Raw genomic sequence first — 24,190 nt, forward strand, 5'->3', positions numbered from 1 at the left:
TTGTCTTTGGCGTTACGCCCAGGCGTGGATCCTGGCCACCACGCCGTCGCAGAAGGCGTCGAACGCGGGATCCTCCTCGTGGGCCTCGGGGTGCTGGCGCAGCCACGCCCAGGATCGATCCAGCCCGTCGGAGAACCGGGTCGGTGTGGTGAAGCCAGGCACCAGCGTCCGGATCAGGCTGGTGTCGAAGATGACCGTGTTCGACTTGTCGCCGCTCAACGACGCTTCCAGGTCGGGACGCAGTGCCACCAGCATTGCGGTGGAGACGTGCGCCAGCCGCGGGGTGACCCCGAGCGTCTCGCCGAGCGTCGCGAAGGCCTGGTTCCAGGTCAGCGACTCGTCGGAGGTGATGTGGACGGTGCGCTGCCGTGCCCCAGGATTCCCCAGGAGTCCCAGCAGGCCGACCGCGAAGTCCTCGTTCCAGGTGAACGTCCACAGCGACTCGCCGTCCCCCTGGACGAGGACCGGTTCGCCGCGCAGCAGCCGGGACACCACCGCCCACGGCCGGCCGAAGTGCAGGTTCACGGGGATACCGCGCTCCCCGTAGGTGTGGCTGGGACGAACGATCGTCCAGGGCACGTCGTCACGCCCCCGCAGGACGGCTTCGCAGGCGATCTTGTCCCGGGCGTACGCCGAGAACGGGTTTCCCACGGGCGTGTCTTCCGTGATGACCGGGTCGGTGACCGGCTTGGCGTACACCGAGGCCGAGCTGATGAGCACGTACTGCCCGGTGCGTCCCGCCAGGACGCGCAGGTCGCGCTCCACCTGGTCGGGGGTGAAGGCAACGAACTGCACGACCGCATCGAAGGTGCGCGAGCCCAGCGCCGCCGACCAGGCCGCCTCGTCGCGGGCGTCGGCCACGAGGTGCTCCACCCCGGCGGGCACCGCTTCGCGGGTGCCGCGGTTCAGCACGGTCACCCGGTGACCGGCGGCGCAGGCGACGGCCACGACCGCCCGGCTGATGGTGCCGGTTCCCCCGGTGATCAGGATGCGCATGGCCCGATTGTGCCAGCCCCGCCTGGTCGTGGGCTGCGTCAGTCGGCGAGCTCGGCCAGCGCCGCGCGCATGGTGAGGGGCCGGAACCCTGCGGCGAGGGCGCGATCTCGTTGCGCCGGCTGGGCCTGGAGCAAGGCCCAGCCCCGATGCAGCAGGACGCGGGGGGATTTACGATGCTGAGCCAGGTCGCGCCGCAGCCGCAACCCCGCCACCAGCCAGCGATTGCGGTCGAGGTACAGCGGGCACACCGGCAGCCCCGCCTCGCGGATGAGCGGCAGCAGGTCGAGGGCGAAGATGCCCTCCGCGACGATGAGCTGGTGCGCCCCGACCTCCACCGTGTGTTCCCCCACGCGGCGTGACTGCGCGATCGAGTAGGTGGGCACGACGGCAGCGCCGTCCTGCAGCAGCCCGGTGAGGGCCGTCAGCGCGCCCACGGCGTCCCAGGTCGCCGGGTCGTCCCAGTCGACGATGCCGTGCGCGCAAGGCAGCCCCGGAGCGTCGGCGTCGCGGTAGAAGTCGTCCAGCCGCAGGGGCAGTGCCCCCACCAGCCTGGCCAGCCGCGACTTGCCGCCGCCGGACGGCCCGGCGAGCAGGACGAGCCGGGTCACAAGCCCAAGGCGGCCGTCATGTCGGCCTTGAGCTGCGTCATCGTCGCGGACGCGTGCGCGCGCGCCGCCGCCAGGTCGGCCGAGCGTTCGGCCGGAAGGTTCACCTGCAGGTACACCTTCAGCTTGGGCTCGGTTCCCGAGGGGCGCGCCACCGCCCGCACCCCGGCGCCTTCGAACAGGACGCCGTCGGTAGGCGGCAACCCGTGCCAGCCGTCGTTCAGATCCGACGCCTCCACCGCGACCCCGGCGAGCGCCGCGGGCAACCGGTCCCGCAGCCGCGCCATCGCGTCGCCGATGAGGGACAGATCCGCCACCCGGAAGGACAACTGTGCGGTGACGTGGACGCCGAACCGACGCGCGATGTCGTCCAGCCGACCCGCGACCGTGCCGCCCTGGGCTTTGAGCCGGGCTGCCAAGGCCAGCAGCCGGGTCAGCGTCGAGATGCCGTCCTTGTCGGCCACGGCGTCGGGATCGGTGCAGTAGCCGATGGCCTCCTCGTAGCCCAGCGCCAGGCCAGGGACGCGGCCGATCCACTTGAAGCCGGTCAGCGTCATCGCGAACGGCTGTCCGCCCGCCGCCGCCATGGCCGAGAGCAGCGTCGAGGACACCACGGAGCACGCGTAGGTGCCCTGCGCGCCGCGCGCGAGCGCGTCATCGGCGAGCAGCCAGCCGAGTTCGTCGCCGCTGAGCATCCGCCAGGTGCCGTCGAACGGGGCCGCCAGCGCACACCGGTCGGCGTCGGGATCGTTCGCGATGGCGATGTCGGCGCCCACCTCTGCCGCCAGGGCGAGGGCGAGATCCATGGCGCCCGGCTCCTCGGGGTTCGGGAACGCGACCGTCGGGAAGGCCGGGTCGGGGAGCGCCTGGGCGTCCACCAGGGCGGGGGCGGGGAACCCGGTCGCCGCGAGGACGCGAGCGACGACGTCGGCTCCCACTCCGTGGAGAGGCGTGTACGCCCAGACGAGATCCCGGGGAGCGTCGAGGGTCACCAGGGAGGCGGCGCGGGCCACGTAGGCGTCCACCAGGTCGTCCCCGACGAGTGAGTAGGCGTCCGAGCGCGGGATGTCGGCCAGCGGCTCCGCCGCGACGGCGTCGATCTGCGCGGCGATCTCGGCGTCGGTGGGCGGCACGATCTGGGAGCGGCCCACGTACACCTTGTAGCCGTTGTCCTGCGGTGGGTTGTGCGAGGCCGTCACCATGACGCCGGCCGCACAGTCCAGGTGGCCCAGCGCGAACGCCACCAGCGGGGTGGGGACGTGACGATCGGTGAGCAGCGGCGTGAGGCCGTGCCCGGCGAGGATCTCGGCGGTGTCGCGGGCGAACACGTCGGAGTTGTAGCGGGCGTCGTAGCCCACGATCACCCGGGCGCCCGCGTGGCCGTTGGCCACGAGCCAGCGGGCCAGGCCCGCGGCGGCCTGGGAGACCACCACCCGGTTCATCCGGTTCGGGCCAGGACCCAGGGCGGCGCGCAGCCCGGCGGTGCCGAAGGCGAGGCGTCCTGCGAACGCGTCGACCACCTCGGCCACGGCCTCGGAGTCGCCCCGCTCCGCACGTTCGATGAGATGATCCAGCGCGGCGACGGTCGCCGGGTCGGGATCCTGGGCCTGCCAGGCGCGCAGGGTCGTCAGCCGGTCGTCGTTCAGCATCACAGCACCTCCAGGATTCCGGACAGCAGGGACCGCAGTCGGGGCACCGCGCGGGTTCCGGCCTCGATCACCTCGGCGTGGTTCAAGGTCTCCCCGCTGAGGCCCGCCGCAGGGTTGGTGACCAGCGAGATGCCCAGCACGTCCATGCCCGCCTCGCGGGCGGCGATGGTCTCCAGGGCCGTCGACATGCCGACCAGGGAGCCGCCCAGCACCCCGGCCATCCGCACCTCGGCGGGGGTCTCGTAGGCGGGGCCGTGGAACTGGACGTAGACGCCTTCGTCGAGACCGGGATCGACGCCGAGGGCGAGCGCACGCAGGTCGGGGGAGTAGGCCTGGGTGAGGTCCACGAAGCGGGGTCCGACCAGCGGGGTCGTACCGGTGAGGTTGATGTGGTCGCTGATCAGCACCGGCGTCCCCGGACCCCACGCCGGGTTCAGGCCGCCGCAGCCGTTGGTGAGGACGAGCCGCCCGGCGCCTGCCGCCGCCGCCGTGCGGACCCCATGGACCACCGCGTGGGCGCCGCGGCCCTCGTACAGGTGGGTGCGACCGGTGAACAGTGCGACGACCCTGCCCGCCGGGGTGCGCAGCGCCCGGACGGTGCCGCCGTGGCCGGCGACCACCGGCGCAGCGAAGCCAGGCAGGTCCGCGAGCGAGACCTCGCCGAGGGTCTCGCCCAGCCCGGCGGACGCGGTGGACCAGCCGGATCCCAACACGATGGCCGCGTCCAGCTTCTCGACCCCCAACCGCTGGGTCAGGGAGGAGGCGGCCTCCGCAGCGAGCGCGTAGGGATCAGGCTGTTCGGTCATCCCCGCAGCATAGTGGCGTGGGGGCACGGCTCGCTTCGCCCGGGTGCTGCCTCGCGTGGGAGAATCCGGCCCATGACGCACGTGGTGATCATCGGGGGTGGACCAGGCGGCTACGAGGCCGCGCTGGTGGGGCAGCAACTCGGGGGCGCAGTGACCCTGATCGAACGGCGGGGCATGGGCGGCGCGGCCGTCCTGACCGACGTGGTGCCCTCCAAGACGCTGATCGCGACCGCCGAGGTGATGTCCCAGATCGGCCGTGCGGACGACCTGGGGCTGTGCCCCAAGCAGCACAGCGGCCCGACGGTTCAGACGGTCGCCGACACCATCAAGGTCGACTTGGCGCGGGTGAACGCCCGCATCGTCGGTTTGGCCGAACAGCAGTCGGCCGACATCCGCGCGCGGCTGCTCGCCGAAGGCGTCCGCATCATCGAGGGGAGCGGACGCCTGGACGGACCCGAATCCGTGCTGGCCACCCACGCCGACGGCACCTCCGAACTCCTGCCCGCCGACATCACGCTGATCGCGACCGGCGCGCGGCCACGCGAGCTGCCCGACGCGCCCTGCGACGGCGAACGCATCCTCAACTGGACGCAGATGTACAACCTCACTGAGCTTCCCCGGCGCCTGATCGTGGTCGGGTCGGGCGTCACGGGCGCCGAGTTCGCCAGCGCCTACAACGAGTTGGGCGTCGACGTCGTGCTCGTGTCCTCCCGCAACCAGGTGCTGCCGAGCGAGGACGAGGACGCCGGTCGCGTCCTGCAGGCCGTGTTCGAGGAGTCGGGCATGACGATCATGTCGCGGGCCAGGGCCGTCGCCGCCACGGTCGTCGGGGACGGCGTCGTCGTCACGTTGGAGGACGGCCGGACCATCGAGGGCAGCCACGTCCTGATGGCGGTGGGCGCTGTGCCGAACACCGACGGGCTCGGGCTGGAGGAGGCGGGCATCGCGACCAAGCCGGGCGGCCAGATCATCGTGGATCGGGTCTCGCGGACGACGGCGCGGGACGTGTACGCGGCCGGTGACTGCACCGGGGTCTTCAACCTGGCCTCCGTGGCCGCCATGCAGGGCCGGATCGCCATGTGGCACGCGCTGGGGGACGCGGTGGAGCCCCTGGATCTCAAGTCCGTCTCGGCCAACGTCTTCACCGCCCCCGAGATCGCCACCGTCGGGGTCACCCAGGGCGAAGTGGACGCGGGCGTCGTGCGCGCCCGCGAAGTCGTCTTGCAACTCGGCTCCAACGCGCGAGCCAAGATGCAGGGCCTCACGGACGGCTTCATCAAGGTCTTCTGCCTACCCACCACCGGCATCGTGATCGGCGGGGTGATCGTCGCCCCGCACGCCAGCGAGCTGATCCACACCTTGTCGCTGGCGGTGCGCGCCAAAATCACCGTCGACCAACTCGCGCAGGTGTTCACCGTGTATCCCTCACTGTCGGGCTCTGTGGGGGAGGCCGCGCGACGGTTGCACGGGACTGCTGGTGACGAAGCGCTCATCTACTGAGGGGTGGAGCCAACTCCCCCATGTGCGACTGGGGGATGATTCCGGGGGGTCGAACCACCGGAGGTGGCCGCTGATTGGCTACGGTAGGTTCCCGTGACCCAGAACATCCCATTGGCCATCGCGCTCGTCGTCATTGGATCGTTCTGCTTCGCCTTGTCCGCGCACTTCCAACACAACGCGGTCGACTCCCACCTGGAGGGGAATCGCGGCAAGAAGCGGATGCAGTTCGGCGCCTTGATGGAAACCGTCCGCAGCCCCCGCTGGTTGCTGGGCCTGGGGCTGCTGGGCACCTCCTTCCTGCTGCAGTGCACCGCTTTGCTGATGGCTCCCGTCTCCGTGGTGCAGCCGGTCGGCCTCCTCGCGTTCCCGTGGTCGATCCTGCTGGCGGCCCGGGTGGCCCGTACCGGCATCCCCAAGCGGGTGCAGGCCTCCGTGGCCGTCACCGTCGTCGCGACGCTGGCCTTCACCGTGATCACGGGACTGCACGCCAGCGAGCAGTCCGACCTGGTGCTCAAGCGCGTCATCTGGGGTGCCCTGGTGGTCTATGCGATCGCCATCTTGTTCGGGCTGCTCGGCTCGAAGGGCCCCGGCGCGTGGCGCAGCCTGTTCTGGTCTTCGGGCGGGGCCCTGTTCTATGGCCTGGAGGCGTCCTTGGTGAAGTCGCTCATCGAGTACTTCCGGACCCACCAGTGGCCCTATTCGCCGGCCATCATCGGCATCGTCGTCGCTCTCATCCTCGGGGCGCTGGCCGCAGGCTGGATGATTCAGCAGGGCTACGCGACCGGGCCCGCGGAACTCGTCGTGGGGTCGATGACCGTCACCAGCCCCGTCGTCGCGGTGGCGTTCGGCTTCCTGGTGCTCGGGGAGGCGTCCCGGATCACGGTGGGCCCGGCGATCGCCATGGTGGCCCTCGGCATCGTCGCGATCCTGGGAGTGGTGTCCCTCACCCGGTTCCATCCGACCTACCACGACGCGATCGAGCCGCAGCCAGAGTCGGTGGGCTGACCTTCCCGGTCGCCCCTGCAACGCGACAACGCCCGGACGGTGTCCTCACCGTCCGGGCGTTGTCGCGTTCGCTAGCTGAACTTGTAGATGCGCTGGGCGAGCCGGTAGAGGGCCAGCGAGGTGGCACGGCCTAGCGGGCCGGGGAGGTTCGCGGCGAGCACCAGCGGCTGGCGCAGCCCGAGGCGTCCCTTCAGGAGGGGATCGACGCGGTCGACGTGCTCCCACATCTCGCGGCGCATCCGCAGGCCGTTCTCGGTACCCTCCAGCAGTGCGAACATCGATGAGGCCGCCATGATGAGGCCCAGGTACTGCTCCATGTACCCGGCCAGGTGCCGGTTCCCGGCGCCCTCGGGGAGCTTATGGGCCTCGATCATGATGTCGGTGACCCGCATCTGCTGATCGAGTCGGCTGATCTGGACGCTCTCGTTGACGGACTGATCCTCGCGGCCGATGAAGTAGCGGTACAGGTTCACCGGGAGGTAGTACAGCGTCGAGACGCTCGGAAGCGGCACGTAGACGAAGATGTTGTCGACGTAGAAGGTGTGCTCGGGCAGTTCGACGCCGGAGTCGCGCAGCACCTGGGTGCGGAAGATCGCCGAGTGCATGAGGATGTTCTGCCCGGGCGAGGGGATGCCCATCTCGTTCCAGGTGAAGATCCGGTTCTGCGGCATCATCCGGCGATAGCGGATGACCTTCTGCGTGCCCGTGTTGGTGTGCTCGTAGACGTAGTTGGCGATCACCAGGTCCACCGGGCTGCCCGAATGGATGAAGTGTCGTAGCTTCGACAACGTCAGGTTGAGCGCGACCGGGTCGAGCCAGTCGTCGGAGTCAACTACCTTGAAGTAGACGCCGGACGCGGCGCGCAGACCCGCCATGACGGCGCCGCCGTGGCCCTTGTTCTCCTGATGGATGACCTTGATCACCCCGGGGTGGCGCTGCGCCCACTCGTCGGCCTTGGCAGCCGTGTCGTCCTTCGTCGAGCCATCGTTGACGATGATGATCTCGATGTCGCCCCGCCCGTGCAGGATCGAATCGATGCAGTGATCCATGTACTCGGCCGAGTTGTAGCAGGGGACGACGAAGGTGATCTCCTTCTGCTGACGGTAGGGATGGTCGTCGGTCACAAGGGTCCTCCGGTCGCGGCTGGCCGGCGGTCGCGCGGCGCAGCGTCCAGGCTACCGGGAGCCGAACACGTGCGCAGCCCGGCGCGCGCTCGGCTCACGGGGATCAGTCGAACAGATCCCCGAAGCCGTCGAACATGTCGCCGATGCCGTCCCCGATACCCTCCAGGCCGTCGCCCAGGCCCTCGCCGAGCCCCGCCAGACCCTCGCCCAGGCCGCCCATCAGGTAGGGCAGGCTGCTGATCCCCTGGAAGACCAGGGCGCCGATCGCGATGTCGGCGATCAGCGAGTTCCCGCGCCAGTTGCTGTAGTAGCCCTGCGCCCAAGGCGCGTACGCCTCGCCGCCTTGCCAGTAGGGGACACGCTGGGCGCCGACCTGCACCGTGCGGATCGACGGCTCAGCACCGGCCAGCACGCGCTCGGCGTCCGCGGCGCACGCGGGAACGCTGCGGGGCGATCCGCCCGGGGGCGCCCACTCGACGTTCTGGGTGCTGGGGCCGTGCGCCGGGTTGAAGAAGCACGGTGGGCGCTTCGCGGGCAGCGGCTCCCCGGCGACCCGCGCCTTCACGCACGCGACCCCGTAGCGGCCATCCTCCAGGATCTCGGTGACGTGCCGGATCTCGTCGGGACGCGTCACCGCGTCGAGGGAACTCTTGGCGTTCTCGTAGGCGTCCAGAGCCCGTTCGTAGTCCTGCCGCATCGCATCGTCGAGGGAGTGACCCGCCACGTCCGAATCCAGGTGCCGCAACTCCTCGCCGAACTTGGTCACGTCTTCCTCGGCCGCCTTCTTCGACGTGGCCAACTGCGTCTCCAACTCCTGCTTCTGCTCGCGTTCGACCGCCCGATTGCGGGCGCCCAAGCGAAGGGCGCCATAGATCACCACGGCGACGACGAGCAGGAGAAGTACCAGTTCCATGTCCTCAAGTTTGCCAGCGGGCACCAAGGTCGACAGGGCTTCTCGCTGTGGATCGGCTGTGAGACGGTCTGCGTCGTCTCAGGCGTGCGTCAGTCCCAGCAGGACAACGGCCGTGACGACGGTCAGGACCGCCACCAGGGCGCTGGCGGCCATGTAGCGAGGCCAGCGCACCGCCACGTCCAGGCCGAGGAGCCGCTCATGCCACAGCAGGATCGCCAGGCTCGCCCACGGCGTCACGAGGGCGCCGGCGTTGACGCCGACCAGCAGCCCGGCCATGCGGGTCGGCTCGGTGGCCAGCGGTTCGAGCGCCAGGTAGGCGGGCAGATTGTCGATCCCGTTGGCCACCAGGGCTCCCACCCCGGCGACGCGCAGCAGGTCCGGGATGTCCTCGCCCTGCCCCACCAGGGGAGCGACCGCGGCACTGAGGCCGTGCGCATGCGCGGTCTCCACGACCAGGAAGAGGCCGCAGGCGAGGAGGATGATCTGCCACGGCATCAGCGACCACGACAGCGCGGTGGGGCGCCGCACGGCGATCAGGACGCCGAGGGCGAGGGCCGCCGCGCACGCGGGCAGCCACACCGGCAGGCCGCTCACCAGCGTGGGCAGCAGGGCGGCGACGATGATGCCCGCGATCCAGGTCAGGGCGGGGTCCTGCAGGGGAGCGGACGGCGCCGGGGCGAGGCGTCCGCGCAGCGCGCGGCGGTAGGTCACCCCGATCACCAGGACCGGCACGACGATGCCGACGACGGCGGCGGGCGCCATCAAGGCGGCGAACTCCCAGGCGTCCAACCCCAGGGTGTGCGCGGCGAGGAGATTGGTGAGGTTCGACATCGGGAACAGCAAGGAGCCGGTGTTGGCGAGCCAGATGGTGGTCAAGGCGAACGGCATAGCGTCCAGCCCACGTCCGCGAGCCAGCAGCACGACGACCGGCGTCAGGAGCACGGCGGTGGTGTCCAGCGACAGGAACACGGTGGCCACCACGGCGAGCGCGACGACGAGCAGCCACAGCACGACGACCCGACCGGCCGCAGCGCGGCCTAGGCGATCGGCGACGGCGTCGAAGACCCCGGCCGCGGCCGCCAACTCCGCGACGAGGGTCGCGGCGATCACGAACAGCAGGATCGACCAGGTGCGATCGGCGACCTCAGCGGCCGAGTCCAGCGGGAGGACTCCCGCGGCCAGGAGAACCGCCGCAACGGCCAGCAGCGCGCCGCCGATCATCCCGGTCCAGGGACGCTGCCGCGGCGCCGGGCGGCCTGAATCGGTGATCACCCGGGAGAGGCTACTGCGACGTCACCCGCGGCGGCGGACCGACGACGGACGTGCACGGCGCGCGTCCCCGGCCATCAGAGTCCGGGGACGCGCACCGTGGCGGATCAGGCCGGGTCGACGATCTCGCAGAGGGTGGTGCCCGAGGCGACGGTCTCGCCCGCCACGGCCGTCAGCCCCTGCACGACGCCGGAGCGGTGGGCGTTGATCGGCTGCTCCATCTTCATGGCCTCCAGCACGACGATGAGATCACCCTCGGCCACCTCATCGCCCTCGCTGACGGCGATCTTGACGATGGTGCCCTGCATCGGAGACGTCAGCGCATTCGACGACGGCGCGGCCGCCTTGGCCCCGCCCCGATCACGGCGGGTGGGCCGCTTGGCCGTCTTCGCGGACGCGGCCGGCGCGGTGCCGAGGGTGGCTGGGAGCCGGACCTCGACGCGACGCCCGTTCACCTCGACGACCACGGTGGCCCGCTCGGCCTCCTCCGCCTCTCCCAGCACCCCGGTGTAGGGGGTGATGGTGTTGTCGAACTCGGTCTCGATCCACCGGGTATGCACGCCGAAGGTGCCGTCGGCAGCGGTGAAGGCCGGCTCGTTCAGCACGGCGGAGTGGAACGGGATGACGGTGGGCATGCCAGCCAGCACCGTCTCCGACAGCGCGCGCCGCGACCGTTCCAGGGCCTGCTCGCGGGAGGAACCCGTGACGATGATCTTCGCCACCAGGGAGTCGAAGGAGCCCGGCACGACCATGCCGGTCCGGTAGCCCTCGTCCACGCGGACGCCGGGGCCCGCCGGCGGCTGCCAGGCCGTCAGCGTGCCCGGAGCCGGCATGAAGTTGCGACCGGCATCCTCGGCGTTGATCCGGAACTCGAAGCTGTGCCCCGACACCTGCGGGTCCCCGTAGCCGAGCACCTCACCGTCGGCGATCCGGAACATCTCGCGCACCAAGTCGAGGCCGGTGACCTCCTCGGAGACCGGATGCTCCACCTGAAGTCGGGTGTTCACCTCCAGGAACGAGATCCGGCCATCCTGCGCGACGAGGAACTCGCACGTTCCCGCACCGACGTAGCCGGCCTCGATCAGGATGGCCTTCGATGCGGTGTACAGGGTCTGCCTCTGCTCCGGGCTGAGGAAGGGTGCGGGTGCTTCCTCCACGAGCTTTTGGTGGCGACGCTGCAGCGAGCAGTCCCGCGTCGACACGACGACCACGTTGCCATGAGCGTCGGCCAGGCACTGGGTCTCCACGTGACGCGGGCGGTCCAGGTACTGCTCCACGAAGCACTCGCCCCGGCCGAAGGCCGTGACGGCCTCACGCGTGGCCGACTCGAACAGTTCGGCGACCTCGTCGAGGTGACGGGCGACCTTGAGGCCGCGACCGCCACCACCGTAGGCGGCCTTGATGGCGATCGGCAGGCCGAACTCCTGGGCGAACGCGACGACTTCGTCGGCGCCCTGGACCGGATCGGCGGTGCCCTCCACCAAGGGAGCGCCCACCTTCTGCGCGATGTGACGGGCCTTGACCTTGTCGCCGAGCGCGTCGATCGCGGCGGGCGGGGGGCCGATCCAGGTCAGGCCGGCGTCCAGGACGGCCTGCGCGAAGGCGGCGTTCTCGGCCAGGAAGCCATAGCCGGGATGCACGGCGTCCGCCCCGGATCGTTCGGCGATGGACAGGATCTTGGCCACGTCGAGGTAGGTCTCGGCGGGGGTCTGACCGTTGAGGGCGAAAGCCTCGTCGGCGAGCTTCACGAACAGGGAATCAGCGTCGGGATCGGCGTACATGGCGACGCTGGCCAAGCCGGCGTCACGTGCGGCGCGAATGACGCGGACGGCGATTTCGCCGCGATTTGCGACGAGCACTTTGGCGATCGGCACATTTCCTCCTTGAAAAGTCCCAGGCGACCCGTGAGGCCGCGCCCGATCGCGAGTCTAGGACCAAACCGCCGCCGGGTTCGAATCCCGGGTTCGCCCGACGCCCCGGCCGGGGGCGCGCGTCAGGTGAAGACGCCGATGCCCAGCGGGACCACCCACACGACAGCGAGCACCTGCAGCACCCGATCGGTGAGGACCACGTCCTCGGGCTCACCGGCGTCACCGCGGTCGATGACGTAGGCGTACCGCAGCAGGGCGAGCGTGAACGGGGCGATCGAGAACGCCGCCCACGGCAGTCCCAGCCACTCCCGTTCGCCGCGCTGCTCGAAAGCCCACAGGCTGTAGGAGAGGATGACGGCGGTGCAGGCCAGCGTCCAGACGAACCGCAGGTAGGTGGCGGTGTAGCGGGCCAGGGAGGCCCGGGTCCCGGCCTCGGCGCCGAGTTCGGAGATCTCCGAGTAGCGTTTCCCGGCCACCATGAACAAGGACCCGAACGCCGCCACCAGCAAGAACCACTGCGACAGTTCGATCCCGGAGGCGACGCCGCCGGCCACGGCGCGCAGCAGGAAACCGGAGGCGACCATGGCTAAATCGATGATCGGTTCGTTCTTCAGGAACAGCGAGTAGCCGACCTGCAACAGCCAGTAGACCGCCACGGTCAGGGCGAGCAGCGGGGTCACCAGCCAGCTCAGCACCAGGGACGCGATCAGGCAGGCCGCCGCCAGGATCAGCGCGGTGCGCACGGAGAGTTCCCCGGCCGCGATGGGACGCAGGCGCTTCTTGGGATGCTGCCGGTCCGCCTCGACGTCGCGGACGTCGTTGACGAGGTAGATCGAAGCGCTGATCAGGCAGAAAGCCAGGAACGCCCACGCCGTGCTGACGAGCACGGGCACCTGGAACAGGGAGCCGGCGGCCACCGGCGCGGCCAGCACGAGGACGTTCTTCACCCACTGCCGGGGCCGCATGGCGCGAAGGGCGGCGGGCAGGCGGGAGGCAGCGGGCGTGGGCGTGAGATCGGACATCACCCACAGCCTAGCGGCGAGCCTGGCCTGGTCGCCTGCGAGAGTCGCCGCAGCCGCCCTACCCCGTGGGCGCGCTCAGCGTCCGGGGACCTGCCACAGGGACGTCCACGCGACACCCAGATCGGCCAGCAGCGAACGCAGCAGCGGAATGCTGATCCCGACCACGTTGTGCGGGTCGCCACCCAGCCCGGTGATGAACGCGGCGCCGTACCCGTCGATCGTGAAGCCGCCCGCGACCTGGTGCGGCTCCCCCGTGGCGATGTAGGCCTCGATCTCCTCGTCGGACACGTTCGCGAACCGGACCCGCGTCGTGGCCGCCGCGGAAGCGGTATGCGCCACGCCGTCTCGGCGCACCACCACGTAGTGCCCCGTGGTCAGGAAGGCGTCGCGGTTGCGCAGGGAACGCCAGCGTTCGCGGACCGCCTGGTCGGTGCCCGGTTTGCCGACCGCGACCCCGTCCAGGTCGAGCACCGAGTCGCAGGCCAGCAGCACCAGGTCGGCGTTCGGGTCGAGCGTGGCCAGGGACGCGTCACCCTTGAGCCGGGCCAGCGTCAGGGCCAAGGCCCGAGGCGTGGGCGCGGTGACGGCGCCCTCATCGATCCCGGACACGACCACGCGAGGGGCCAGCCCGGCCGCCCTCAACTCCCGCAGCCGCGCCGGGGACGACGAGGCGAGGACGACGTCCACGGTTCAGTTCCGGCCGCGCAGCAGGTCCGACAGGATGCCGCCCAGCAGGTCTCCCGCGCCGGAGCCCCCGGCCGCCTCGCTGCGCGGCTCCTCCGCGGTACCCGATGCAGGGGTCAGGGAGGTCTGTCCCGGAGTCGGGACGCGGAACGTGCCCTCACCGGTCGAGGCCGGGACCTGCGGCGAGGTGGTGGGGGAGGACGGCTGCCCGAGGGAGCCGCCGAGGATGCCGCCCAGGAGGTCGCCCAGTCCGCCCCCGAACCCCCGCCCAGAATGCCCCCGAGGAGGTCGCCGAGTCCGCCCTGATCGGACGGGACGCCAGCGGGCTGCTGCGCCGCAGAGCCGGCGGACTGGCTGAGGTAGTCCGTGAGCTTCCCGGCCAGGTAGTTCATGACCAGGGGCGCCAGGATCGGCAGGAGGGTGCGCACCAGATCGCCGCCGACGCCTTGAGACAGGGACTGGATCTGATCGGCTGAATAGACGTGCTGGATGATCTTGGCCCCGTCGGCGGTGTCCACGGCGTCGACGTCGAACGGAGCGGCTCCTGCGTGGTCTCCCAGCGCCCGGGTCAGGCTCAGCGCGGTGGCGGGATCGCCGACGTTGGCGTCCATCGTCCCGACCAGGGACGTCAGCGCCTCCTCCACCGCCTGGGACGCGGTGGCCTGATCGGTGCCCAGGACTCCAGCCACCTGGGCCAGGTCGAGACGTGCGGTGATGTCGGATACGGCGGACATGCGAGCTCCTTCGCGCCAAGACGGTGGGCGCGAGCCTATCGCCCGCATGCCGCGTGGAGCACCGTCGTCGCGCTGACGAGGCACGGCCGCCGCCTGGCCCCACACGAGGGACCAGGCGGCGGCCGTGTCAGGTCAGCGTCGCGCCGTGCTGCGCCAGGCGCCGTGACCCTGGAGCAGGTCGTGACGCACGAGGTGCCAATGAGAGCGCCAGCCACCGGCGATGGCGGCATTCGTCGGGATGTGGGGGCGTCCCCGTTCCCGGCGCAGCACCGCCAAGACGGCGGTGAGGGCGGCCAGTTCCTCGTCGCTGGGCGTCCCGCTGACCACCTCGAAGGCCACCGGGGTCTCGACGATCGCCTCGCTCACAGCGGGATGTTCCCGTGCTTCTTGGGCGGCAGTGACTCCCGCTTGGTGCGGAGCAGTCGCATGACCCGGATGATGGTCTCCCGCGTGGCGTGCGGGTAGATGACCTGGTCGATGTAACCGCGCTCCGCGGCGACGTACGGGTTGGCCAACTCGTCGTTGTACTCCTGCACGAGTTCCTTGCGGCGAGCGATGGGATCCTTCGCCTCGGCCAGTTCCTTGCGGTACAGGATCTCTACCGCGCCCTCGGCACCCATCACCGCGATCTGGGCGGTCGGCCACGCGAGGTTCACGTCGGCACCCAGGTGCTTCGACCCCATGACGTCGTAGGCGCCGCCGTAGGCCTTGCGGGTGATGATGGTCACCAGCGGAACGGTCGCTTCGGCGTAGGCGTAGATCAGCTTGGCGCCCCGGCGGATGATGCCGCTGTGTTCCTGCTGCACCCCCGGGAGGAAGCCGGGAACGTCGACGAACGTCAGCACCGGGATGTTGAAGCAATCACAGGTCCGCACGAACCGGGCGGCCTTCTCCGAGGCATCGATGTCGAGGCAGCCCGCGAACACCATCGGCTGGTTGGCCACGACGCCCACCACTCGTCCTTCGATGCGTCCGAACCCGACCACGATGTTGCCGGCGAACAGTTCCTGGACCTCCAAGAACTCGTCGTCGTCGAGCACCGTCTTGATGACCGTGCGGATGTCGTAGGGCTGGTTGGGCGAGTCGGGGATGAGCGTGTCGAGTGCTCGGTCCCGGTCGGTGATGGTGAGGTCCACCTCCGCCTCGTCGTAGACGGGCGCGTCCTCGAGGTTGTTCTGCGGCAGGTAGCTGATCAGGTCGCGGACGTACTCGATCGCGTCGTTGTCGTCGGCGGCCAGGTAGTGCGCATTTCCGGACTTCTCGTTGTGCGTCCGGCCGCCGCCCAACTCCTCCAGCGTGACGTCCTCGCCGGTGACCGTCTTGATGACGGCCGGGCCGGTGATGAACATCTGGCTGGTCTGGTCCACCATGATCGTGAAGTCGGTCAGGGCGGGGGAGTACACGTGGCCCCCGGCGGCAGCGCCCATGATCAAAGAGATCTGCGGCACCACCCCCGATGCCAGCGTGTTGCGCCGGAAGATCTCCCCGTACAGGCCGAGGCTGACCACGCCCTCCTGAATGCGGGCACCGCCGCCCTCGTTGATGCCGATCAGCGGGCAACCGGTCTTGATGGCGAAGTCGATGATCTTGACGATCTTCTCGCCGTACACCTGTCCCAGCGCGCCGCCGAAGAGGGCGACGTCCTGGGAGAAGACGCAGACGGGACGGCCGTGGATGGCGCCGACGCCGGTGATGACGCCGTCGGTGTAAGGGCGCTTGGCTTGCATGCCGAACGCCACGGATCGGTGGCGGGCGAACTCGTCGAACTCAGCGAAGGTGCCCTCGTCCAGCAGCGCAGCGATGCGCTCCCGAGCGGTGAGCTTTCCCTTGGCATGCTGCTTTTCAACGGCAGCAGGGGATGCAGCATTGACAGCGGCGTCGATGCGCTCCCCGAGATCGGCGATCTTCCCCTTCGTTGTGTGGATGTCGATCTCCATGGAGCGAATGTAATGCGTTGGCCCCGCTTTGACGAAGCGAGGCTGACCAGAGCCGGGTCACGGGCCCCTACAGTGGCGGCCATGACGCATCTTCCCGACGCGGCGTCGCTGCGTGCCGCCCTCGCCGACACGGGCTGGGGCCCGATCAGCGTGCTCGCGACGACCGGATCGACCAACGCCGACCTCGCAGCGTCCGCACGTCAGGGCGCCCCGGCAGGAACGGTGCTGGTCGCCACCCACCAAAGCGCCGGTCGGGGACGCCTCACCCGCTCCTGGGAGGCTCCCCCCGGCACGTCGGTGGCCACCTCGGTGCTGGTGGCTCCCCGGGTTCCCCTGTCGACGTGGGGTTGGCTACCCCTCCTGGTGGGGGTGGCGGTCGCTCGGGGCATCACCGATGCCACGGGGCTGGACGCACGGCTGAAGTGGCCCAACGACGTCCTGATCGGGGACCGCAAGGTGTGCGGCATCCTGTGCGAGGCCGTCCCCGAACCTCCCGGCCCGAAGGCGGTCCTGGGATTCGGGCTCAACACCGCTCTGCGCGCCGAACAGTTGCCCGTCCCCACCGCCACCTCGCTGCTCCTGGAAGGCTCCCAGGTGGACGCCACGACGGTGCTCACCGCGGTGCTGACCGAACTGGAAGAGGTACTACGCGCCTGGGAGGGCGGCGCGGATCCTCGCCCCGGCTACCGGGCGCTGTGCGCCACGTTGGGGGCCGAGGTATCGGTCCTGCTGCCGGTGGGCGATACCGTGCAGGGGCGCGCCGTGGACGTGGACGCCGACGGTGGCCTGATCGTCGACACCGCGAGGGGGCGCCGCACCTTCGTCGCCGGAGACATCCAGCACCTGCGCCCGCGGTGAGTCAGGCCAGGAAGTCGTAGACGAGCTTGTTGAACGCCGCCGGGTTGTCGGTGTTCACCTGCTGCCCCGCGCCGGGAACGACGCTCAGCCGTGCCCCCGGGATTCCGGCCGCCAGGGCCTCAGCGGCGGGCCGGTTCGCTCGGTCCTGCTCGCCGACCAGCACCAGGGTCGCCGCCGTGACGTCGCCGAGGCGGCCGCGGTAGTCGATCTGAGCTGCGGTGTCCAAGGCGCGCAGGAAGCGTCGTTTCTCCACCCCCATGGCGGCCAGCCGCCGGGCCGGGATCAGGCTGAACGCCAGCCGTTGCATGCGCATCACGGAGCGGGGCGGGTTGATCTGTCCCGCGGCCAGCACCAGGTGCGAGACGGCCTGAGGTGCGCGGATGGCAGCGTCCAGAGCCACCATGGCCCCCAGGCTGACACCGACCAGGGACATCTGTTCGACGCCGTATTGGTTGAGCAGGGCGAGGACGTCGTCGGCGGCCCCCTCGACGCTGAACTCTTCGGCGCGGGCGGGGCGCATGCCCCGCAGCCACGGGGCCACCGCACGGAATCCGGGTGGGAGTTCGGTCACCTGATCCTGCCAGCTTTGAGGGGTCTGGCCGAGGCCGTGCAGCAGGGCGAGGAGACGCATGGACGTCAATCTAGTGCGCTGTGGGACGATGGCGGGCGTGACTTCTCCCGCCGAACCCAGCGACCCGACGGCAGCGGCAGCAGCGCCCACCGCGCACCCTGCGGCGCCGTTGACGCTACGGACGCAGTTGGTCCGGTTCGTGCTCGCTGGGGGCGTGTCCGCCGTCGTCGACTACGGGCTCATGGTCGCCGGGATGAATCTCCTCGGGCTCGGGTACAGCCCCGCGAAGGCGATCTCCTGGGTGTTCGGCACGCTGACCGCCTACCTGATCAACAGCCGCTGGACGTTCCAGGCCGCGGGCAGCAAGAAGACGCTGGGCGCGGTGGTGGTGCTGTACCTGCTGACGTTCGCGCTTCAGGTGGGCACCTTCACCGTCCTCTACCCGCCCCTGGCGGCCTGGCTCGGGGTCACGGCCGCCCAGTTGGTCGGCTTCGTGATCGCCCAGGGGATCGCCACGACCGTGAACTTCATCGTTCAGCGAGGCCTGATCTTCCGCGGGCGCTGAGCGGGACGCCGGGGCCCGCGGGCCCCGGACGCCCCGGTGTCACAGGACGCGGACGGGAAGCTGCTCCACGACGACGCCCGAGGAGGTCGGCAGGTCGGAGGGGTGGATCCCGAACACGCGCTGGCCCGCGGACTCGCTGACGCTTTCGGTGTAGCTGCCGTCGGTGAAGTGGACGCCAGCGCCGTCGTCGGCGGCCCAGCCGCCGGGCAGGTCACCCGCCGACACGGCGTCGGTGAAGACCCCGACCCGGCTGTCTTCGGAGTCGAAGTGGCTGCAGAAGCTGCCCTGCACCAGGCCGAGTCCGCCGCGGAACGGGCGGAAGTCCCCGAACGAGTCGGTGACGCAGCCCTCGAACCAGACGTTCGCGCCGGCGGCGGTGCCCGCCAGCACCACGTCGCCCTGGGCGTAGCGCTGCTTGATGGCCTTGCCGACGCCATGGGCCTTCCACAGCGCGAGCGCGTTCACCGTGGCGCCGTTGCCGACCAGGATGAGGTCGGCCTCGGCGATCCGGGCGACCGCGTTCGCGGCGTCCTGCCACAGCGTCAGGACCATCGGACGGATGCCGAGGGTGCCATAGGCGACGAGGAATCGGTTGATGTACTGGGGGTCGTCGGCGGACGCGGTCGGAACGAAGCACACCAGCGGGCTTCGTTTGCCGGTCAGCTCGACGACGTAGCGATCGAAATTGGTGGGGGACCCCAAGGGCGACGTGGCGAACCCGCCACCGCCCATCGCGACGATGTGAGCGGTCATGCGGCCATCTTGTCATGGGGCATGCCCCCGATGACCAGTATCGTGAGCCCTCGTGACGGATCTCACCATCGGCATCGTCGGAGGCGGGCAGCTTGCTCGCATGATGAACGAGGCCGCGACACCACTCGGGCTACGTGTGCGACTGCTCGCCGAGGCGCCCCAGACCGCCGCGGCCCAGGTCGTTCCCGACACCACCGTCGGGGATTACGCCGACGCCGCCACCTTGTCGGACTTCGCCGCGGACGTCACGGCGGTGACCTTCGACCACGAACACGTCCCCACCGGCCTGCTGGCGGAACTCGAGGCGTCCGGGACCCCGGTTCGCCCCGGGCCTACCGCCTTGGAGTTCGCCCAGGACAAGGCCGCGATGCGCGCCCGGCTGAGCGCTCTCGGCGTCCCCTGCCCGGCCTGGCGCGTCGTCGCCACGCCGCAGGAACTGGCCGACTTCGCCGCTGAGACGGGGTGGCCGGTCATCGCCAAGACGTCGCGGGGCGGCTACGACGGCAAGGGCGTATGGAAGCTGGCCGGTCCGCAGGAGGCTGAGGCCCCGTTCGCCGCGCTGCAGCACGCGCTCGGCCCCACCGAGCGCGACACCGCGGCGGACGCGCCGGCCGACGCCGTCATCGTCGCCGAGGAGTTCATCCCGTTCACCCGGGAACTGTCGGTGCTGGTCGCTCGCCGGCCCGGCGGCGAGGCGGTCGCCTACCCGGTGACCGAGACGGTCCAGCGCGACGGGATCTGCCACGAGACGACCACCCCCGCACCCGGCCTCGACGCCGCGCGCGCCGCGGCCCTGGAGGCGCTGGGTCGCCGCATCGCCGACGAACTCGGGGTCGTCGGGATCCTGGCCGTGGAGCTGATGGAACGCCCTGACGGGGAGATCGTCGTCAACGAGCTCGCCATGCGGCCGCACAACACCGGGCACTGGAGCATCGAGGGTGCGGTCACCAGCCAGTTCGAGAACCACCTGCGCGCCGTCGCCGACCTGCCGCTGGGTTCGGCGGCGCTGCGCGCGCCGGTCGCGGTGATGACCAATGTGCTCGGCGGCGCCAACCCCGATCTGGTCGGGTCGCTGAACCGGGTCCTGAGCGACCCGGACGTCCGCGTCCACCTGTACGGCAAGGGGGTCAAGCCCGGACGCAAGGTCGGCCACATCACCGTGCTCGGCGCCGACGTGGACGCCGCCCGGCGTTCGGCGCGCGCCGCAGCCGCGATCCTGGAAGGGGAATGAGCATGACCGAACCGACTCCCGTGGTGGGGATCGTGATGGGCTCCGATTCGGACTGGCCCACCATGGAGGCCGCCGCCCTGGCGTTGCGCGAGTTCGGCGTCGGCTACGAGGCCGATGTCGTCTCCGCGCACCGGATGCCCGAGGAGATGGTCGAGTACGGCAGGGCGGCGCACGAGCGCGGCCTGAAGGTGATCATCGCCGGTGCCGGTGGGGCCGCCCACCTGCCGGGCATGCTGGCGGCGCTCACTCCGCTGCCCGTGATCGGGGTCCCGGTGGCGCTGCGGCACCTGGACGGCATGGACTCGCTGCTGTCGATCGTCCAGATGCCGGCCGGGGTCCCCGTGGCGACGGTCTCGATCGGGAACGCCCGCAACGCCGGGCTGCTGGCGGTGCGGATGCTCGGCATCGGGGACGCCGATCTCGTGGCGGCGATGACGACGTTCCAGACCGAGCTGCGTGACCTCGCTCGTGACAAGGGGAGTCGGGTCCGGGGCCGCTGAGGTCCACCCCGACCCCGGCGGGTCCCCCGCCAGGGGGACTCGCGCGGACGATCTGTCAACACGCCGTCGCGGAATCGAAGCGGGCGCGCGTGGGGACGCCACCATGAGCTGACCGTCCTCGTCCTTCCTCCGAGGTGATCCATGCAGCAGGTGCCCACCGTCGACGCCGCGCAGCGCAGCAGGCAGCTCGCCTGGCGCCGCGGCGTGGGCCTGCTCATCATGACCGCCGTGGCTCCGGGATCCGCCCAGCTCGTGGCGGGCGGTCGCGGGCTGGGGCGGTTCGCGCTGCGCCTGTGGGCGGGGGTGTGGGCGTTGGCGCTCGCGTTCCTCGCGATGGCCTGGCTTCGCCGCGACCTCGCCGTCGCCGTCTACACCCATCCGGTCACGCACTGGATCGCCTCCGGGCTGGTCGTGGTGCTCGGCCTGGGGTGGGCGTGGCTGTTCCTCGACGCCTGGCGGATCAGTCGTCCCCGCTCAATGGGTCCCCGCCAGTTCCTCATGGCGGCGCTGGCGCTCGTCCTGGCCGCCGCCGTCGGTCTCGGGGCCCTGCAGGCCTCGGCCCTGTCGCGCAGCCAGGCCCAGCTCTTCGGGCAGGTTTTCGCCGGCGGGGGCGACTCCGCCGCCAAGGACGGCCGGATCAACGTGCTGCTCGTCGGGGCCGACGCCGGCGAGGACCGCCGCGGCCTGCGCGCCGACACGATCATGGTCGCCTCGATCAGCGCCAACACCGGCCGCACCGTGCTGTTCAGCCTGCCGCGCAACCTGCAGCACGCCCGGTTCCCGCACGGGACCGCGCTCGCCAAGCAGTATCCGAACGGCTACGCCTGCGCCGACCAGAGCTGCCTGCTCAACGCGGTGTACGCGCTCGGCCAGCAGCATCCCGAGGATTTCGGCGACGCCGCCGATCCGGGCATCGCCGCGACCCGGGCGGTGGTCGCCGAGACGCTCGGCCTGGGGATCAACTACTACGCGATGGTCGACATGCGAGGCTTCGAGAACCTCATCGACGCACTCGGCGGGATCAGGCTCGACATCGCCAAGGCCGTCCCGATCGGCGGTGGCGCCGCCAAGGTGGAGGGCTACATCCAGCCCGGCACGAACGTGCAGCTCAACGGGTTCCAGGCCCTGTGGTTCGCCCGCTCCCGGGAGGGTTCCAGCGACTACGAGCGGATGACCCGGCAGAAGTGCGTCATCAACGCCCTGGTGAAGCAGGCCAACCCCGTGACGGTGGCTACCCGCTTCACCGCGCTCGCCGAGGCGGGCGGGGCGATGGTGACCACCGACATCCCCGGTGGCGACATCGCCCGGCTCCTCGAGTTGGCGGCGTCCGGGCGCTCGCTGCCGCTCGCCTCGACCGCGTTCTCCCCGCCGCTGATCGAGCCGTCACGCCCCGACATCGACCTGATCCGGCGCACGGTCGCCGGGGAGATCGCCCACTCCCAGAGCCTCGACGCCGAAGCCGAACGGCAGGTGACGGCCACGCCGGATCCGGTGGGGGGCACCGCCTCGGCGGAACCTGCGGCCGCCACGACGCCCGAGCCGAGCGCCGCCTCCCCGGGGACGGACAAGCCCGTCGTAGGCAAGAAGGCCGAGAAGTCGCAGGGCGAGTTCAGCACGCAGCGGCAGACCGACGACCTGACCCAGGTGTGCGGCGTCGCCTAAGCGCTCAGACCAGTTCGCCCGAGCCCAGGATGCGGAACACATCGGCGCCGATGGCGTCCACCAGGTCGCGTCCCTCCTCGAACGTCGGGCGGCGGCACATGAAGGCGGCCGTGTAGTCGCGGCCCTCGCCCTGGACGCGTCCGATCGAGTTGACCGCCCACAGGTTGTCCAACGACTTGAACTGGACCCAGCCGTTCTTCATCTGCACGTCGACGGAGTTCTTCTTGCGGTCGTGGCCCACCCCCCACGTCTGCTCGGCGTTGGTCTGGGACATCACGTCCAGGAGATAGAGGCGGTCCTCCTGGGCGACGGCAGGGGTTCCCTCGACCAGCAGGTCGATGAGCAGGCGCTGATCGTCGGGGGTGGTGTTCGTCCAGGACCAGAACGGGCTGCGGGGATCCGCGTGCGTGTGGGGCAGTCCCAGCCCCACCGCCAGCCGGGTGTATTGGTCGCCACCGCCGACCCACTCCCACAACGCGTCGGCGGCATCGTTGTCGGAGTTCACGATCGCCTTGCTGATCTGCTGGTAGCGCTCGAACGGCAGCTCTTCGCCCGCGGCCCGCGCCTTGTTGAGGGCCAGCAGGGAGATCATCACCTTCGCGATCGAGGCGCTCTGGGTGTCGAAGTCCCCCCGGAACGCATACGCCGCGCCGGTGCGGCGATCGCGGATCGAGACCCCCAGCAGGTCTGTGTTGCGGGCATAGACCTCCATGACCGCATCCAGTTGCGAGCGGACCGAGCCGGTCGGGGACGCGGTCGGCGTCACCAACGGGTCGGCGGTGCGACTGCAGGCGACCAGAGCGAGGGCGGCGGCGCCCGCGAGCAGGCCGCGGCGGGAGAGGGGAGACATGCACAACCTTTCTGGGGCGACCCGCCCATCATGCCAGGACGAGGGCCGTCGGCTGGGCCGCGCCTCGGCGTCGGCGGCACCGCTCACCGCGGGATGCGCGCCCGTTCGGCATCCGCGATCCGCGCCGCTACAGCCGGCTCCGCCTCGGCGGCCAGGACCAGGGAGCCGCCGCCGAGCAGCACCGCCGTCACCACCTGGAGGGCCTCGACGGGGTCGGCAGGGCGGATCAGCACCCGATCGTGGATCGGCTCCAGCCCGGCGAGGTCGGTCAGGCTGAGCGACGTGTCGGCACTCACCCAGGCGGGAACATCGACGGGCAGGGGATCGGGCAGCGCCGCATCCGGTTGGGCAAGCGCCTCCCCGGTGTAGTCGGCCAGCCCGGCGGGAGGCTCGGGGAGCGGACGCGCCCAGGCGTCCAGCGAGCAGGCGAAGCCGGAGGTGTCCGTGGCGGGATCGGGACCCTGGGGGCCGGTCACCACCAGGTCGGGGTGCGCCGTGGTCTGGTCGACGCTCGCCCCGGCGTCCCACACGGCCAGCGCCCAGATCAGCGACATCCAGTGTGCCGGGTGGTCTCGGCTGACCTCCAGCCGGACGCGCGACCCCGCTTCCACGTCGGCCTCCGCCAGCAGATTCACCGTCTTGGCCACCCAGTTCTCGACGCTGGCCACCGACAACTCGGTGCGCGCTCCGGCGGCTCCGTACCACGTCAGGAGCGGTGTGCCGCCCTCGCGGGCGGCGCGGGAACGCAGGATTTCACCGAGGGGTCGCACGGCATGGGTCACCGACCCAGGATAGGCCGACGGCTACCCTGACCCCTATGCGCTACGTCGTGATCATGGCGGGCGGCTCGGGGACCCGCCTGTGGCCGCTGTCCCGCAAAGGCACCCCCAAGCAGCTGCTGAAGCTCATCGATGGGCGCAGCCTGCTGCGGCTGGCCTTCGAGCGTGCCCAGCGGCTCGTCCCCGACGAACGCATCCTGGTCGTGACCGGCGCCCCCTACCTGGACAACGTCGCCGCCGACCTGCCCGAACTGCCGCGCGCGAACCTGCTCGGCGAGCCTGAGGGGCGCGACTCGCTCAACGCCG

Annotated in this window: 25 protein-coding genes; 8 read left to right on the forward strand and 17 right to left on the reverse strand. The window is 70.7% G+C overall.

Features of this window, described 5'->3' with window-relative positions; all coding sequences use genetic code 11:
- Positions 1-12: 12 nt before the first annotated feature.
- From V7E09_RS02755 to V7E09_RS02770, 4 genes are read right to left on the reverse strand one after another with little or no spacing between them, the layout of a single operon-like run.
- Positions 13-996, reverse strand: coding sequence for an NAD-dependent epimerase/dehydratase family protein (locus V7E09_RS02755; RefSeq protein ID WP_324511206.1), 984 nt, complete (start codon positions 994-996; stop codon positions 13-15).
- A gap of 38 nt (positions 997-1,034) precedes the next feature.
- The gene (locus V7E09_RS02760) at positions 1,035-1,541 is read right to left on the reverse strand and encodes a uridine kinase (RefSeq protein ID WP_324511234.1); all 507 of its coding nucleotides are present in this window, start codon (positions 1,539-1,541) and stop codon (positions 1,035-1,037) included.
- Positions 1,542-1,600: 59 nt separating this feature from the next.
- Positions 1,601-3,250, reverse strand: coding sequence for a phospho-sugar mutase (locus tag V7E09_RS02765; RefSeq protein WP_324522978.1), 1,650 nt, complete (start codon positions 3,248-3,250; stop codon positions 1,601-1,603).
- Positions 3,250-4,056 carry a purine-nucleoside phosphorylase gene (locus V7E09_RS02770; protein ID WP_324522979.1) on the reverse strand — a complete coding sequence of 269 codons (807 nt, stop codon included), beginning with the start codon at positions 4,054-4,056 and terminating at the stop codon, positions 3,250-3,252. Before V7E09_RS02770 ends, V7E09_RS02765 begins: the two co-directional genes overlap by 1 nt.
- Positions 4,057-4,128: 72 nt before the next feature.
- Here V7E09_RS02770 and V7E09_RS02775 point away from each other — a divergent pair, with 72 nt between their 5' ends.
- Together V7E09_RS02775 and V7E09_RS02780 are read left to right on the forward strand one after the other, a co-directional pair.
- A complete protein-coding gene (locus V7E09_RS02775; RefSeq protein ID WP_324522980.1) occupies positions 4,129-5,556 on the forward strand; it encodes an NAD(P)H-quinone dehydrogenase in 1,428 nt (475 codons plus the stop codon).
- A 93-nt stretch (positions 5,557-5,649) separates the two neighbouring features.
- Positions 5,650-6,561 (forward strand): hypothetical protein, encoded by a 912-nt coding sequence (locus V7E09_RS02780; protein WP_324511210.1) that lies wholly within the window; start codon positions 5,650-5,652, stop codon positions 6,559-6,561.
- Positions 6,562-6,632: 71 nt separating this feature from the next.
- On the opposite strand, the gene V7E09_RS02785 is transcribed toward V7E09_RS02780, so the two are convergent.
- The 9 genes from V7E09_RS02785 to V7E09_RS02825 form a co-directional block, all read right to left on the reverse strand.
- Positions 6,633-7,685, reverse strand: a complete 1,053-nt coding sequence (locus V7E09_RS02785) for a glycosyltransferase family 2 protein (protein WP_324511211.1) — start codon at positions 7,683-7,685, stop codon at positions 6,633-6,635.
- 103 nt (positions 7,686-7,788) lie between these two features.
- On the reverse strand, positions 7,789-8,598 hold the full coding sequence (locus V7E09_RS02790; RefSeq protein WP_324511212.1) for a hypothetical protein: 810 nt from the start codon (positions 8,596-8,598) through the stop codon (positions 7,789-7,791).
- 78 nt (positions 8,599-8,676) lie between these two features.
- Entirely contained in the window at positions 8,677-9,870 is a 1,194-nt protein-coding gene (locus tag V7E09_RS02795) for an SLC13 family permease (RefSeq protein ID WP_324522981.1), read from the reverse strand.
- Between the two features lie 104 nt (positions 9,871-9,974).
- Positions 9,975-11,741, reverse strand: coding sequence for an acetyl/propionyl/methylcrotonyl-CoA carboxylase subunit alpha (locus V7E09_RS02800; protein WP_324522982.1), 1,767 nt, complete (start codon positions 11,739-11,741; stop codon positions 9,975-9,977).
- A gap of 119 nt (positions 11,742-11,860) precedes the next feature.
- Positions 11,861-12,760, reverse strand: coding sequence for a decaprenyl-phosphate phosphoribosyltransferase (locus V7E09_RS02805; protein WP_324511215.1), 900 nt, complete (start codon positions 12,758-12,760; stop codon positions 11,861-11,863).
- A 75-nt stretch (positions 12,761-12,835) separates the two neighbouring features.
- Entirely contained in the window at positions 12,836-13,447 is a 612-nt protein-coding gene (locus tag V7E09_RS02810; protein ID WP_324522983.1) for a Maf family protein, read from the reverse strand.
- A 113-nt stretch (positions 13,448-13,560) separates the two neighbouring features.
- The gene (locus tag V7E09_RS02815) at positions 13,561-14,178 is read right to left on the reverse strand and encodes a DUF937 domain-containing protein (protein ID WP_324511217.1); all 618 of its coding nucleotides are present in this window, start codon (positions 14,176-14,178) and stop codon (positions 13,561-13,563) included.
- A gap of 132 nt (positions 14,179-14,310) precedes the next feature.
- Positions 14,311-14,544 carry an acyl-CoA carboxylase subunit epsilon gene (locus tag V7E09_RS02820; RefSeq protein WP_324511218.1) on the reverse strand — a complete coding sequence of 78 codons (234 nt, stop codon included), beginning with the start codon at positions 14,542-14,544 and terminating at the stop codon, positions 14,311-14,313.
- Positions 14,541-16,115, reverse strand: a complete 1,575-nt coding sequence (locus V7E09_RS02825; protein WP_324511219.1) for an acyl-CoA carboxylase subunit beta — start codon at positions 16,113-16,115, stop codon at positions 14,541-14,543. Before V7E09_RS02825 ends, V7E09_RS02820 begins: the two co-directional genes overlap by 4 nt.
- 81 nt (positions 16,116-16,196) lie before the next feature.
- Here V7E09_RS02825 and V7E09_RS02830 point away from each other — a divergent pair, with 81 nt between their 5' ends.
- On the forward strand, positions 16,197-16,973 hold the full coding sequence (locus V7E09_RS02830; protein ID WP_324511220.1) for a biotin--[acetyl-CoA-carboxylase] ligase: 777 nt from the start codon (positions 16,197-16,199) through the stop codon (positions 16,971-16,973).
- Between the two features lies 1 nt (position 16,974).
- Here the strand turns inward: V7E09_RS02830 and V7E09_RS02835 are convergent, their stop codons facing one another.
- Positions 16,975-17,604: an alpha/beta fold hydrolase gene (locus V7E09_RS02835; RefSeq protein WP_324511221.1), complete on the reverse strand. Its 630-nt coding sequence runs from the start codon at positions 17,602-17,604 to the stop codon at positions 16,975-16,977.
- Here V7E09_RS02835 and V7E09_RS02840 point away from each other — a divergent pair.
- Complete coding sequence (locus tag V7E09_RS02840; protein ID WP_324522984.1) at positions 17,603-18,109, forward strand: GtrA family protein; 507 nt, start codon at positions 17,603-17,605, stop codon at positions 18,107-18,109. The two genes, V7E09_RS02835 and V7E09_RS02840, sit on opposite strands and share 2 nt — an antisense overlap.
- Positions 18,110-18,148: 39 nt before the next feature.
- Here V7E09_RS02840 and V7E09_RS02845 read toward each other — a convergent pair whose 3' ends face one another.
- Complete coding sequence (locus V7E09_RS02845; RefSeq protein ID WP_324511223.1) at positions 18,149-18,862, reverse strand: Type 1 glutamine amidotransferase-like domain-containing protein; 714 nt, start codon at positions 18,860-18,862, stop codon at positions 18,149-18,151.
- Between the two features lie 52 nt (positions 18,863-18,914).
- Here V7E09_RS02845 and V7E09_RS02850 point away from each other — a divergent pair, with 52 nt between their 5' ends.
- The 3 genes from V7E09_RS02850 (at position 18,915) to V7E09_RS02860 (ending at position 22,255) form a co-directional block, all read left to right on the forward strand.
- A complete protein-coding gene (locus V7E09_RS02850) occupies positions 18,915-20,093 on the forward strand; it encodes a 5-(carboxyamino)imidazole ribonucleotide synthase (protein WP_324511224.1) in 1,179 nt (392 codons plus the stop codon).
- Positions 20,090-20,593 (forward strand): 5-(carboxyamino)imidazole ribonucleotide mutase, encoded by a 504-nt coding sequence (purE, locus tag V7E09_RS02855; RefSeq protein WP_442956830.1) that lies wholly within the window; start codon positions 20,090-20,092, stop codon positions 20,591-20,593. The genes V7E09_RS02850 and purE overlap by 4 nt, the downstream gene beginning before the upstream one ends.
- 141 nt (positions 20,594-20,734) lie before the next feature.
- Positions 20,735-22,255 (forward strand): LCP family protein, encoded by a 1,521-nt coding sequence (locus V7E09_RS02860; protein ID WP_324522985.1) that lies wholly within the window; start codon positions 20,735-20,737, stop codon positions 22,253-22,255.
- Between the two features lie 4 nt (positions 22,256-22,259).
- On the opposite strand, the gene V7E09_RS02865 is transcribed toward V7E09_RS02860, so the two are convergent.
- Together V7E09_RS02865 and V7E09_RS02870 are read right to left on the reverse strand one after the other, a co-directional pair.
- A complete protein-coding gene (locus V7E09_RS02865; RefSeq protein ID WP_324522986.1) occupies positions 22,260-23,105 on the reverse strand; it encodes a serine hydrolase in 846 nt (281 codons plus the stop codon).
- Positions 23,106-23,188: 83 nt separating this feature from the next.
- Positions 23,189-23,887 (reverse strand): TIGR03089 family protein, encoded by a 699-nt coding sequence (locus tag V7E09_RS02870; RefSeq protein ID WP_324522987.1) that lies wholly within the window; start codon positions 23,885-23,887, stop codon positions 23,189-23,191.
- Positions 23,888-23,922: 35 nt separating this feature from the next.
- Between V7E09_RS02870 and V7E09_RS02875 the strand changes: the two genes are divergently transcribed.
- Positions 23,923-24,190 (forward strand): sugar phosphate nucleotidyltransferase (locus V7E09_RS02875; protein ID WP_324522988.1); only part of this gene is annotated, 268 nt, incomplete at its 3' end.

The organism is Propioniciclava sp., from assembly GCF_036744435.1.
Taxonomy (GTDB): domain Bacteria; phylum Actinomycetota; class Actinomycetes; order Propionibacteriales; family Propionibacteriaceae; genus Propioniciclava.